General features: G+C 66.0%; 10 protein-coding genes and 3 pseudogenes. 4 read left to right on the forward strand and 9 right to left on the reverse strand.

The features are described 5' to 3' along the window. The 5 genes and pseudogenes from G3436_RS17820 to glcD all read right to left on the reverse strand — a co-directional run. The coding region (locus G3436_RS17820; protein ID WP_163947550.1) for a malate synthase G at window positions 1-1,564 on the reverse strand (1,564 nt) is incomplete at its 3' end. A 15-nt stretch (window positions 1,565-1,579) separates the two neighbouring features. Next, entirely contained in the window at window positions 1,580-1,987 is a 408-nt protein-coding gene (locus G3436_RS17825) for a heme-binding protein (protein ID WP_163947553.1), read from the reverse strand. Between the two features lie 4 nt (window positions 1,988-1,991). Further along, window positions 1,992-3,217, reverse strand: a pseudogene (gene glcF / locus G3436_RS17830) (glycolate oxidase subunit GlcF). Window positions 3,218-3,230: 13 nt separating this feature from the next. Beyond that, window positions 3,231-4,309 (reverse strand): annotated as a pseudogene (glcE, locus tag G3436_RS17835) (glycolate oxidase subunit GlcE). Then, complete coding sequence (gene glcD, locus G3436_RS17840) at window positions 4,309-5,808, reverse strand: glycolate oxidase subunit GlcD (protein WP_163947555.1); 1,500 nt, start codon at window positions 5,806-5,808, stop codon at window positions 4,309-4,311. The pseudogene glcE and the gene glcD overlap by 1 nt, the downstream one beginning before the upstream one ends. Before the next feature lie 236 nt (window positions 5,809-6,044). Between glcD and glcC the strand changes: the two genes are divergently transcribed. The 4 genes from glcC to G3436_RS17860 all read left to right on the forward strand — a co-directional run bounded on the left by glcC (window position 6,045) and on the right by G3436_RS17860 (window position 10,005). Further along, complete coding sequence (glcC, locus tag G3436_RS17845) at window positions 6,045-6,794, forward strand: transcriptional regulator GlcC (RefSeq protein ID WP_163947557.1); 750 nt, start codon at window positions 6,045-6,047, stop codon at window positions 6,792-6,794. Between the two features lie 90 nt (window positions 6,795-6,884). Further along, window positions 6,885-8,951: a maltose alpha-D-glucosyltransferase gene (gene treS, locus G3436_RS17850; protein ID WP_163947560.1), complete on the forward strand. Its 2,067-nt coding sequence runs from the start codon at window positions 6,885-6,887 to the stop codon at window positions 8,949-8,951. 93 nt (window positions 8,952-9,044) lie between these two features. Then, complete coding sequence (locus tag G3436_RS17855; RefSeq protein ID WP_163947563.1) at window positions 9,045-9,506, forward strand: Lrp/AsnC family transcriptional regulator; 462 nt, start codon at window positions 9,045-9,047, stop codon at window positions 9,504-9,506. Beyond that, the gene (locus tag G3436_RS17860; protein ID WP_163947567.1) at window positions 9,496-10,005 is read left to right on the forward strand and encodes a GNAT family N-acetyltransferase; all 510 of its coding nucleotides are present in this window, start codon (window positions 9,496-9,498) and stop codon (window positions 10,003-10,005) included. The genes G3436_RS17855 and G3436_RS17860 overlap by 11 nt, the downstream gene beginning before the upstream one ends. Before the next feature lie 3 nt (window positions 10,006-10,008). Here the strand turns inward: G3436_RS17860 and G3436_RS17865 are convergent, their stop codons facing one another. From G3436_RS17865 to G3436_RS17880, 4 genes and pseudogenes are all read right to left on the reverse strand, one after another. Then, window positions 10,009-11,358 (reverse strand): OprD family porin, encoded by a 1,350-nt coding sequence (locus G3436_RS17865; protein WP_163947570.1) that lies wholly within the window; start codon window positions 11,356-11,358, stop codon window positions 10,009-10,011. After that, complete coding sequence (locus G3436_RS17870) at window positions 11,355-11,792, reverse strand: pseudoazurin (RefSeq protein ID WP_163947572.1); 438 nt, start codon at window positions 11,790-11,792, stop codon at window positions 11,355-11,357. Before G3436_RS17870 ends, G3436_RS17865 begins: the two co-directional genes overlap by 4 nt. A gap of 272 nt (window positions 11,793-12,064) precedes the next feature. Then, window positions 12,065-12,604 (reverse strand): annotated as a pseudogene (locus tag G3436_RS17875) (ABC transporter ATP-binding protein); the annotation flags it as partial. Continuing rightward, a partial coding sequence (locus G3436_RS17880; RefSeq protein ID WP_163947577.1) for an iron chelate uptake ABC transporter family permease subunit occupies window positions 12,601-12,838 on the reverse strand: 238 nt, incomplete at its 5' end. The pseudogene G3436_RS17875 and the gene G3436_RS17880, both read right to left, overlap by 4 nt.

Raw genomic sequence — 12,838 nt, forward strand, 5'->3', positions numbered from 1 at the left:
CCAGCATGTCGGCCATCAGGTCGGGCATCGCCCACATGCCCTTGCCGATCTGCGCCCGGCCCTTGAGCCCGCAGGCCAGCCCCACCAGCACGTTGTTGCGCTCGTAGGCGGTGATCCACGGCGTGGACTTCATGTCGCCCTTGCGCAGCATCGGCCCGGCTTCCATCGCGCTGTGCATCTCGTCACCGGTACGGTCGAGAAACCCGGTGTTGATGAACACCACCCGCTCATGCGCCGCCGCAATGCATGCCTTGAGGTTGACCGAGGTGCGCCGCTCTTCGTCCATGATCCCCATCTTCAGCGTATTGCGCGGCAAGGCCAGCAGGTCTTCGACACGCCCGAACACTTCAGCGGCAAACGCCACCTCGGCCGGGCCGTGCATCTTCGGCTTGACGATGTACACGCTGCCACTGCGCGAGTTGCCGCGCCGCTGCAGGTCGTGGATGGCGATCAGGCCGGTGAGCACCGTGTCCATGATGCCTTCGGGAATCTCGGCGCCTTCGCCATCCAGAATCGCCGGGTTGGTCATCAGATGGCCGACGTTGCGCACGAACAGCAGCGAGCGGCCATGCAGGGTCAACGTGCCGCCATCGGCAGCGTTATACACGCGATCGGGGTTGAGCCGGCGCACGCGGGTCTTGCCGTCCTTGCTGATGTCTTCGCTCAAGTCGCCTTTCATCAGGCCCAGCAGGTTGCGATAGATCAGGGTCTTGTCGTCGGCATCCACGGCGGCCACCGAGTCCTCGCAGTCGAGGATGGTGCTCAGTGCGGCCTCGACCAGCACGTCCTTGACCCCGGCGGCGTCGGTCTGGCCGATGGGGCTGGCGGGATCGATCTGGATCTCCAGGTGCAAGCCGTTGTTCTTCAGCAGCACGGCGCTGGGCTGGGCAGCATCGCCCTGGAAGCCGACGAATTTTGCCGGGTCTTTCAGTTCGGTGGTCTTGCCGCTGACGAGTTCGACGCTCAGTTGTGCGCCTTCGATGCGGTAGGCCTTGGCCTGAGCATGTGAACCGCTGGCCAGCGGTGCGGCCTGGTCCAGTGCCGTGCGCGCGAAGGCAATGACCTTCTGGCCACGGCGCGGGTTGTAGCCCTCGCCAGCCTCGGCGCCGTCGTCGTCGCTGATCGCATCGGTGCCATACAGCGCATCGTACAGCGAGCCCCAGCGCGCATTGGCCGCGTTGAGCGCATAGCGCGCATTCATCACGGGTACCACCAGTTGCGGGCCGGCCTGTTCACACAGTTCGCTGTCGACGTTCGAGGTGCTGACGGTCACTTGCTCAGGCTCGGGCACCAGATAGCCGATCGCGCTCAGGAAGGCACGGTAGGCCGGCATGTCTGCCACCGGGCCCGGGTGGGCGCGGTGCCAGGCGTCCAGTTCGGTCTGCAGCCGGTCGCGCTCGGCCAGCAGGGCACGGTTCTTCGGCGCCAGGTCATGCACCAGGGCGTCGAAGCCTTCCCAGAAACTGCCCTCGGGCACACCGGTGCCCGGCAGGGCTTCGGTTTCGATGAAGCGTTGCAATACGCTCGCCACGTGCAGGCGTTGGCGCTGGATACGGTCGGTCATGCGGGATACTCCTGATCAGTCTTGAAGCGCAGCAACGCCGGCTTTGGCTACCTGGGCGTCCTGGTCGGACTTGACCCCCGACACGCCCACCGCGCCGGCCACCTGGCCGTCGACGATCACCGGCACGCCGCCTTCGAGGGTGGCGCAGATCACGGGTACCGACAGGAAGGCCGTGCGCCCGCCGTTGATCATGTCTTCATACAGCTTGGTTTCCTTGCGGCCCAGAGCGGCGCTGCGGGCCTTCTCAGTGGCGATGTAGGCGCTTACCGGGGCGCAGCCGTCCATGCGTTCGAAGCCTAGCGGGTGGCCGCCGTCATCGACCACGGCGATGCTCACGGCCCACTGGTTGGCCTGGGCCTCGGCACGCGCGGCGGCGAGTATCTGCTGCACATCGCTCTGGGTCATCATGGGTTTGCTTTGCATGAAATCAGGCTCCTGGGTTGAGGGCGTGGTCAACGAGTTCGATCCAGTGTCGTACGGGGGTTCGCCCGGCACCGTCGAGGTGGGTCTGGCAGCCGATGTTGGCCGTGGCGATCACGTCGGGGTGACCGCTTTCCAAGGCATCGAGCTTGTTGTCGCGCAGTTGTTTCGACAGCACCGGCTGGGTCAGCGAGTAGGTGCCGGCCGAACCGCAGCACAGGTGGCTGTCGGGTACGTCGGTGAGGTTGAAGCCTAGACGTTTCAGTACGGCTTCAACCGCACCGCCCAGTTTTTGCGCATGTTGCAGGGTACACGGGCAATGGAACGCCAGGGTCTGCTCGCAACAGGCCTGCAAGCGCTCCAGCGGTTCGGCGCGAACCACCTCGACAATGTCCCGCGCCAGCGCGCTGATACGCTCGGCCTTGGCCGCGTAGGCGCGGTCGTCGCGCAGCAGGTAGGCGTATTCCTTGACGAAGGCGCCGCAGCCGCTGGCAGTCTGCACGATGGCTTCGGCGCCGGCCTCGACGGCCGGCCACCACGCATCGATGTTGCGTCGTGCGCGGTCCAGCCCGGTGTCCTGCGCGTTCAGGTGGTAGTCCACCGCACCGCAGCAGCCGGCCTGGGCAATCGGCGTGATGCTGATGCCCAGGCGGTCGAGCACGCGCGCGGTGGCCGCATTGGTGTTGGGCGACAGGCTGCGCTGCACGCAGCCTTCGAGCATCAGTACGCGGCGTGCGTGGGTAACCTGTGGGCGTTGCCCGGCAGGCACCACGTTACGTGGCAGGTGGGTCTTGAACGCCTGCGGCAGTACCGGGCGCAGCAACTCGCCGGTGCTCACCAGCGCCTGGAACAGCGCCGGGCGCGGCACCAGCGCACGCAGGCCGCTGCGCAGCAGGCGCTGGCCAAGCGGGCGCGGCACGCGGGCCTCGATGGCGTCGCGGCCGATGTCCAGCAGCTTGTGGTACTCCACGCCCGAGGGGCAGGTGGTCTCGCAGTTGCGGCAGGTCAGGCAGCGGTCCAGGTGCTCCTGGGTCTTGGCGCTGACGGTGTCCTGTTCGAGGAATTGCTTGATCAGGTAGATGCGCCCGCGCGGCCGTCCAGTTCGTCGCCCAGTTCCTGGTAGGTGGGGCAGGTGGCGTTGCAGAAGCCGCAGTGCACGCAGCTGCGCAGGATGCGCTCGGCTTCGTCGGCATGCGGCAGTTGTTTGGCCGATTCACTCAGGTTGGTCTGCATGCTGGCTCCTGGGTCAGACGTCGGCGTACTGGCGGCCGGGGTTGAAGATGCCCTGAGGGTCCAGGTTGCGTTTGAGTGCCTGGTGAAAGCGCAGGATCGGCGCGGCCAATGGCTGGAACGGGCTGTCCACCACGCCAGGGGTGAAGCAGGTGGCATGCCCGTTGGCGGCCACCGCGAGCTGACGGATGCTGTCGGCATCGGCCGTGGACTTGAGCCAGCGCTGCGCGCCGCCCCAGTCGATCAGTTGCTCGCCCGCGATCGCCAGTGGTGCCGTCAATGCCGGCACCGACAGGCGCCACAGCGGGCGCGGGTCGTCGAAGAACGCCAGGCGCTGTTCGCGCAGGTCGTCCCAGTAGCGGTCGTCCAGCGCATCGCCGCCCAGGCGTTCGGCGGCGGCGCGCACCGAGCCTTCATTGCCTTCCAGGCGCAGGTACAGGGTGCTGCCGTCATGGCTGGCGGCGGTCAGCGGGATTGGCTGTTGGCCCCATTCGCCGAGCTTGTCCAGGGCCGTCTGCAGCGGCATCGCTTGACGCAGGCTGACCCGACAGCGGTACCTGGGCAGTACCTTGAACGAGGCTTCGGTGATCACGCCCAGGCAGCCGAGGCTTCCGGCCAGCAGGCGCGACAGGTCGTAGCCGGCGACGTTCTTCATCACCTCGCCGCCAAAGCGCAGGTGCGTGCCCAGGCCGCTGATCAGGCGTGTGCCGAGCACGAAGTCGCGTACCGAGCCGGCCCACGGGCGACGCGGGCCGGACAGTCCCGCCGCGAGCATGCCGCCGACCGTGGCGTTGTCGCCAAAGCTCGGCACTTCGCAGGCGAGCATCTGCCCGCCACGCGCCAGCGCGGCCTGCAGCTCGCGCAGCGGCGTGCCGGCGCGGGCGTGATCACCAGTTCGGTCGGGTCGTACGAAACGATGCCCGTGTGAACACCGACGTTCAGTGGCTGGGCGTCCACGGCGCGCCCGTAGAAGGTCTTGCTGGCGCCGCCGCGAATGAACAGCGGGGTGCGCTCGGCGATGGCCTGCTGCACGCGGGCCAGCAGTTCGGCGCTGCGGTCGCTGCCGTGCGCCGGGTCGAACAAGGCGGTGTTCATCAGAAGCGCTCCAGGTCCGGGAACGGCAGTTGGCCGTGGTGCACGTGCATCGCGCCGAACTCGGCGCAGCGGTGCAGGGTAGGGATGTTCTTGCCTGGGTTGAGCAGGCCCAGCGGGTCGAACGCGGCCTTTACCGCATGGAACAGGGTCAGCTCGTCGTTGCTGAACTGGGCACACATTTGGTTGATCTTCTCGCGGCCCACGCCGTGCTCGCCGGTGATGCTGCCGCCGACCTTCACGCACAGCTCCAGGATCCTGCCGCCGAACGCCTCGGCGCGCTCCAGCTCGCCGGGGGTGTTGGCGTCGAACAGGATCAGCGGGTGCATGTTGCCGTCGCCGGCATGAAACACGTTGGCCACGCGCAGGTTGTACTCGGCCGACAGCGCGGCGATGGCGCCGAGCACATGCGGCAGCTCGCGCCGCGGGATGGTGCCGTCCATGCAGTAGTAGTCGGGCGAGAGCCGGCCCACGGCGGGGAAGGCGTTCTTGCGCCCGGCCCAGAAGCGCACGCGCTCGGCCTCGTCGCGGGCCAGGCGCACCTCGGTGGCGCTGGCCTGTTCGAGCAGCACGCGCACGCGCTCGCAGTCGTCATGCACGTCGGCTTCTACGCCGTCCAGCTCGCACAGCAGGATGGCTTGGGCCTCCACCGGGTAGCCGGCGTGGATGAAGTCTTCGGCGGCGCGAATCGCCAGGTTGTCCATCATCTCCAGGCCGCCGGGGATGATGCCGGCAGCGATGATGTCGCCCACCGCGCGGCCGGCCTTTTCCACCGTGTCGAAGGCCGCCAGCAGTACCTTGGCCACCTGCGGCTTGGGCAGCAGCTTGACGGTGACTTCGGTGATGATGCCGAGCATGCCCTCGGAGCCGGTGAACAGCGCCAGCAGGTCGAAACCGGGGGCGTCCAGGGCGTCGCTGCCCAGGGTCATACGTTCGCCCTCGACGCTGAGCATCTCGACCTTGAGTACGTTGTGCACGGTCAGGCCGTACTTGAGGCAGTGCACGCCACCGGCGTTCTCGGCGACGTTGCCGCCGATCGAACAGGCGATCTGCGACGAAGGGTCGGGCGCATAGTACAGCCCGTACGGTGCCGCAGCCTGGGAGATGGCCAGGTTACGCACACCGGGCTGCACGCGGGCAAAGCGCCCGGCCGGGTCGACCTCGAGAATCTTGTTGAAGCGCGCCATTACCAGCAGCACGCCTTTTTCCAGCGGCAGCGCGCCGCCGGACAAGCCGGTGCCGGCGCCACGGGCGACGACCGGCACTTTGCGCTCGTGGCACAGGCGCAGCACGCTCTGCACCTCTTCCAGATGGCGCGGCAGCACCACCAGCATCGGCGTGGTGCGGTAGGCGCTGAGGCCGTCGCACTCGTAGGGCTTGAGGTCTTCGGCGGCGTGCAGGATGTCGAGGTCGGGCAGGCGGGTCTGCAGGGTGTGCAGGAACTCGGCCCGGTCGACACTGTGCAGCGCACCATCGACGCGTTCGTCGTAGAGGATGTTCATGGGTGGCTAATGACCCTTGTCTTGTTGTTATGGGAGCGCGTCTGGCGATGCACGGCTCACTTGCATGATTGGCCTGCTGAAGCTTAGTGTCTATCGCTGGATCAACTGGTCGAACCAGTTTGTTTTTCGGTGGTTTTTCCATTTTTTTAAAATAATCAATAAATACAAAAGATTAGTGCTTGGCATGACGAGGTGGCGGCACCGCCGCTGACCTGGTCATACCAGTGGGAGGATGCATGGCCCAGACTCAGGTAGCGGATGTGGTGTGCGAACGGATCGAGCGCCTGATCGTCGATGGCGTGCTCAAGGTGGGCCAGGCGCTGCCTTCGGAGCGTCGCCTGACCGAGAAGCTCGGGGTGTCGCGCACGGCGCTGCGCGAAGGGCTCAAGTTGCTGCGGGCCAAGGGCATCATCGAGACCGCCCACGGCAAGGGCTCGTATGTAGCGCAGTTGTCGGGGCAGGGCGCCACCTCGCCGCTGATGCACCTGTTCAGCTCGCAGCCGCGCACCTTGTACGACCTGTTCGAGGTGCGCAGCCTACTGGAAGGGGAGTCGGCGCGGCTGGCCGCGTTGCGCGGTACCGAGGCCGATTTCGTGTTGATCCGGCGCAGCTACGAGGCACTGCTGGCGGCGCATCAGCAGCCCCTGAGCGCATCGGAGCATGCGCACCTGGACCACGCCTTTCACCTGGCCATCTGCGAGGCGTCGCACAACCCGGTGCTGGTGCAGACGCTGCGCTCGCTCACCGACCTGTTGCTAAGCTCGGTGTTCGCCTCGGTGAACAACCTGTACCACCGCGACACGCAGAAGCGCCAGATCGACCGCCAGCATGCGCGGCTGTACAACGCCGTGACCGGGCGCCTGCCGGAGCAGGCGCGCAAGGCTGCCATCGCGCATATCGAGGGCATCTGCGCCAACCTGCGGGAGATCGAAGCGGAGGAGCAGCGCCTGGTGCGCGCCACCTTGCGGCTGGAGGGATGGGCCTGACTACGCCCTGGCGCGCGTAAAAATGCGAACGATCGCGGCGGCGACGAATCACACCTTGCAGGCACGCCAGCCGTCACAGGAGGACCGCGTATGACCCAGCGAGGCCAGGATCACATCGAATGGCTGCAAGGCCAGTCCATGCTGCAAGCCGCCCGCGACCGTGCCCGGCTGTATGCCGGCCAGGCGCGCATGTGGCTGCACCCCTATGCCCAAGCGCGTGCCCGTGATGCCAGTGCCATCGCCTCGGTATGGTTGACGGTGTACCCGGCCTCGATCATCACCGAGGAGGGTGGTTCGGTGCTGCATGCATTGGCCCACGAGCGATTGTGGTACGCGCTGTCGCAACTGGGTATCCAGGGCGTGCACACTGGCCCGTTGAAGCGCTCGGGCGGTATCACCCAACGCAGCTTCACCCCCAGCGTCGACGGCAACTTCGACCGTATCAGCCTGGACATCGACCCGCGTTACGGCAGCGAAGCCGAACTGGTGCACCTGAGCAAGGTGGCGTCGGCGCACAACGCGGTCACCATCGACGACTCGATCCCGGCCCACACCGGCAAGGGCGCGGATTTTCGGTTGGCGGAGCTTGGCTACGGCGATTACCCGGGGCTGTACCACATGATCGAGATCCGCGAAGCCGACTGGGGCCTGCTGCCCGAGGTAGCGCCAGGGCGTGATGCGGCCAACCTGAGCCCGGCCCAGTGCGACGAGCTCAAGGCCCGGCACTACATCGTCGGGCAGTTGCAGCGGGTGATCTTCTTCGAGCCCGGCATCAAGGAAACCGACTGGAGCGCCACGGCGCCAATCATGGGCGTGGACGGCAAGCTACGGCGCTGGGTGTACCTGCATTACTTCAAGGAGGGGCAGCCGTCGCTGAACTGGCTGGACCCAAGCTTTGCCGCGCAACAACTGATCATCGGCGACGCCTTGCACGCCATCGACGTGCTCGGTGCGCGCGGGCTGCGCCTGGATGCCAACGGGTTCCTGGGGGTGGAGCGGCGTGCCGAAGGCCCGGCCTGGTCAGAAAGCCACCCGCTGTCGGTAACCGGCAACCAGCTGCTGGGCGGGATGATTCGCAAGGCGGGCGGTTTCAGTTTCCAGGAACTGAACCTGACCCTGGATGACATCGCCAGCATGTCCCACGGCGGCGCCGACCTGTCTTACGATTTCGTCACACGCCCGGCGTACCAGCATGCGTTGTTGACCGGTGATACCGAGTTTTTGCGTTTGATGCTGCACCAGATGCATGCGTTCAAGATCGACCCGGCCTCGTTGATCCACGCGTTGCAGAACCATGATGAGCTGACCTTGGAACTGGTGCATTTCTGGACACTGCATGCCAACGACAGCTATCTGTACAAGGGCCAGACCTTTCCGGGCAGCATTTTGCGCGAGCATATCCGCAGCCAGATGTACGAAGGCCTGTCGGGCGAGCACGCACCGTACAACCTGCGTTTCGTGACCAATGGCGTGGCGTGCACCACCGCCAGCATCATCACCGCGGCGCTGGGCATTCGCGACCTGGAGCAGATCAGCGCCGAACAGGTGGCGTTGATTCAGAAGGTGCACCTGCTGCTGGCCATGTACAACGCCATGCAGCCGGGGGTGTTTGCCTTGTCGGGTTGGGACCTTGTCGGTGCGTTGCCATTGTTGCCCGAGCAGGTGCAGGCACTGATGCTTGATGGCGATACGCGCTGGATTCATCGGGGTGCCTATGACCTGGCCGACCTTGCGCCCGGGGCCGAGCTTTCGGCCGAAGGGTTGCCGCGTGCGCGAGCGTTGTATGGCAGCGTGGCGAGCCAACTGGAGCAGCCGGACAGCTTTGCCAGCAGCTTGAAGAAGATGTTGGCGGTGCGTCAGGCTTATGCGATTGCGGCCAGTCGGCAGATCCTGATTCCCGAGGTGGTCAACCCGGCGCTATTGCTGATGGTGCATGAGTTGCCGGCGGGCAAAGGGATCCAGATCACTGCGTTGAACTTTGGCGCCGAGGCCATCAGCGAAACCTTGCACTTGCCGGATGTGAGCCCTGGTGCGGTGGTGGACATGATCAATGAGCGGCTCGAAGGCGAGCTGAGTGAGGATGGGCAGATCACCATCAACCTGGATGCGTATGAAGGGCTGTCGTTGCGCATCGTGAGCAGCGTGGCGACGTTGTAGGCGGGTGCCCCGACTGCGATCACCATCCCCCGTGACACACCCACCTCACCTGATGGAAAATGCCCCTGCTCCTACCCACCACAAGGCGTCTTCATGGACAAGCTGGACCGGGCAATACTCGACCTCCTGCAAACCGACTGCACCCGTGCGGTGGGCGATATCGCCGAGCAGATCGGCCTGGGCACCACCGCCTGCTGGCGGCGCATCCAGAAGCTCGAGGACGCCGGGATCATCCGCGGCCGCGTGGCACTGCTGGACGGCAAGAAGCTCAACGTCGGCGTGGTGGTGTTCGTGTCGATCAAGACCACCCAGCACAACGCCGACTGGTTGGCGGGCTTCCACGCGGCGGTCGGCGCCATCGACGAAGTGCTGGAGGTGTACCGTATGGCCGGCGACACCGACTACCTGCTGCGCGTGGTGGTGCCGGATGTGGCGGCCTACGACGCGGTGTACAAGCAACTGATCCGCATCCCGGGGCTGTCCGACATCAGCTCCAGCTTTTCCATGGAACAGATCAAGTACTCCACTCGCCTGCCACTGCGCTATGCACCCTGACCCGGTCGAGGTGCGCACGGTCGAGCGCAGCGATATTCCCCAGGCCATCGACTTTGTGATGCAGGCCCGCGCCGAGCTGTTTCCCAAGCTCGCCGGGGCAAGCCTGCCCGCCGACCTGGCACAGTTCGAACAGGTTTATCTGCACGGCGCAGGGCGCTTTGTGCTGGCCTGCGATGCAGGCCAGATCGTCGCCGCCGTCGGCTACCTGCCCTATGACCATCGCTTCAGCCAACTGGATTATCGCCGCCACAACACCGTGGAGGTGGTGCGCCTGTTCGTGCGGCCGGCTTACCGGCGTGGCGGCCTTGCGGGCCGGCTGTACCAGGCGCTGCGGGCACTGGCCGAGGCGGACGGGGTGCAGGTGCTGTACCTGCATACCCACCCGTTTTTGCCCGGTGCCATCGGTTTCTGGCAGAAACACGGCTTCCAGATCATCGACGTCGAAGACGACCCGGTGTGGCAGACGACCCATATGCAGTGCCGTCTGCCACTGGCCTGAGGCTCAGAAACGCCCGCTCAGCGGGTACTCCACTGCCAGGCGGATCTGGTCGGCGTCCAGCTCGGCCTGGGCGGTGTTGCCACGGTGCACGTTGTGGCGCAGCGACAGCGCGGTCCCTTTGGCCGCACCGCTCTGCACCACGTAGCGTGCCTCCAGGTCGCGCTCCCAGTGCTTGCCGCCCTTGCCGTAGCCCAGGTAGGCGTAGCCGCCGTGCGCGTCGACATGGCTGCCGTCGATCTGGCTGCCACGCAGGTAGGCGGCACTCAGCACCAGCCCGGGCATGCCCCAGGGGGTCATCGCCAGGTCGTAGCGGGCCTGCCACGACTGCTCGTTGGGGGCGTTGAAGTCGGACAGTTGCACGGCGTTGCTGATGAAGATCGCGCCGCGGGTGACGTAGTCGAACGGCGTGTCGCCGTGCACTTTCTGGTAGCCCAGGCTGAAGCTGTGCGGGCCCTGGGCATAGGTCGAGAGCAGGCTCCAGGTGGTGTTGTCGATCTGCCCGGACAAGGCCTTGCCCGTATCGGTGGTGCGGTACAGGTTGAGGTTGAAGGTCAGTGCGCGGTTGTCGTCGATCACATGGCTGAAGGTGCCGCCCAGGTAATGCTGGTCCCAGGTGTCCTCGTAGCGCGAGCTGTAGAGGCTGGTGCTGAGCTGCTTGCTTGGGCTGTAGACCACGCCGGCCAGGTCGAAGGTATCGCCCTTGCGTGCATTGGAGTAGTTGACCACCAGCCCCTGGTCATGGCTGCTGGCATTACGGTCGGTGCCCTCGGTGAAGTGTCCGCCCACCAGCTTGACTGCGTCGAATTCGTTGCTGGTGACAAACACGCCCGTGGCGGTTTCAGGCAGCAGGCGGCTGTCGGAGGAGTTGAACACCGGCGTCTTGACCCGCTGCTCGCCATACGACAGCACCGTGGATGACAGGCGCAACTTGAGCGCCGCGCCGCCACGGCTGTACTCGTCTTTCGGATGACCTTGGTTGTCCACCCCCAGCAGGCGCGCCTTGCCGACACGGCCACCGCCGCTGTCCAGTTGCAGGCCGAGATAGGCATGCGCATCCACGCCCACGCCGATCAGCCCCTGGGTGAAGCCCGACTGCAGGGTGCCCATCAGGCCGTAGGCCCACTCTTGGGCCTTGCCGCTGCGTTCGGCGCGTGGTTTGTACGCATTGCGTCCGGCGCTGTTGCGCCCGCCATTGCGGTACTCGCGGCCGTCATAGACGCTGCGGTTGAGCACGCTCCAGGTGCTGTCTTCGATAAAGCCGTTGGCCTGGGCCTGGGCCGAGTCGGCCAATGCCAGTGGCGCAGGGCTGGCCAATGCCAGCAGCAGGGCAGCGCGGTAGCGTAGCGGGATCATTTGGCAGCCTCGCGTTGCAGCAAGGTGTTGAAACGATCCACTGCACGGCGCGGCAGTGCAGCTGGCACTTCGGGCGCCTCGGCGGCCGGGGCACCGACCTGGATCAACATCACCATGCCCATGGCCAGGTGCGGAATGCACTGGATGCCGTAGAGGCCGGGTACGTTGAAGGTCTGCTCGATCTCCTGGTTGATCTTGCCCTTGAATGCTTGCGCACCTGCCGGCAGCAGGCCCGGCACGCTGGCGGCGTTGTGGCCGCTCTGGGTGGCGATGAACTTCACCGTGTCGCCGGGGGCGATGCGCAGGTAGTCCGGTTCATACACCATGCTGCCGGCTGCACCGCGGTTGAGCATTTTCACTTCATGCACTTCGGCCAACGCCGGCACGCAGGACAGGATGCCGGCAAGCATCAGGGGTAACGCAGCAACACGCATGGTCAGATATCCATTTCAGGTCAGCAAGAGCGAAAGCGCAGCACCTGCGCGCCATCGTACGGGTCGGTGAGGTAGTGCGCCTGCACCCCGAAGGTGTCGCGCAGGCGCGCCGGGGTCAGCACCTGCAGGGGCGCGCCAAGGGCCACCAGGCGGCCGCGTTCGAGCACCGCCAGTCGGTCGCAGGTAAGCGCCTGGTTGAGGTCATGCAGGGCGATCAGGGTGGTGACGGGCAGGGCTTGCACCAGGCCCAGCAGGGTCAGTTGGTGCTGGATGTCGAGGTGGTTGGTCGGCTCGTCAAGCAGCAGCAGTTGCGGGCGTTGCGCCAGCGCGCGGGCGATGTGCACGCGCTGGCGTTCGCCGCCCGACAGGCTGCGCCAGTTGCGTGTACTCAAGTGGGTGGCGTCCACATCGGCCAGGGCCTGTTGCACGATGGCGCTGTCGGCGCTGGACCAGGGGCTGAGCGCCGACAGCCAGGGGGTACGCCCCAGGGCGACGGCATCGAACACGTTGATCGCGTCGCTGGTGTCGGCCTGTTGTTCGACCACGGCCAACTGGCGGGCAATGTCGCGTCGCGGCAGTCGCTTGAGCGCGGTGTTGCCCAGGTGCACTTCACCCTGGCTGGGCGTGCGCAGGCCGGCCAGCAATTTGAGCAGGGTGGACTTGCCCGAACCGTTGGGGCCGACGATGCCCAGGGTTTCACCGCGTTGTACCTGCAGGTTCACGTCGCGCAGCAATTGAGCGTCACGCACCGTGAAGCCAAGGCCGGTGCAACTGAGTACGGCGTTATCGACCGGGTGGGTGGCAGCGTTCATCGTGCGTTCCTTCGGCCGATCAGAATCAGCGCAAACACCGGTGCGCCGACCAGTGCGGTGACTACCCCGACGGGGATGACCTGGCCCTTGATCAGGGTGCGCGAGAGGATGTCGGCGGCAATCAGGAACAGTGCGCCGCCCAGCGCGCTGGCCGGCAGCAGGCGCGCGTGACAGGTGCCGAACAGCAGGCGTACGGCATGGGGTATCACCAGCCCGACAAAGCCGATCGAGCCG

The organism is Pseudomonas brassicae (genome assembly GCF_010671725.1).
Classification (GTDB): domain Bacteria; phylum Pseudomonadota; class Gammaproteobacteria; order Pseudomonadales; family Pseudomonadaceae; genus Aquipseudomonas; species Aquipseudomonas brassicae.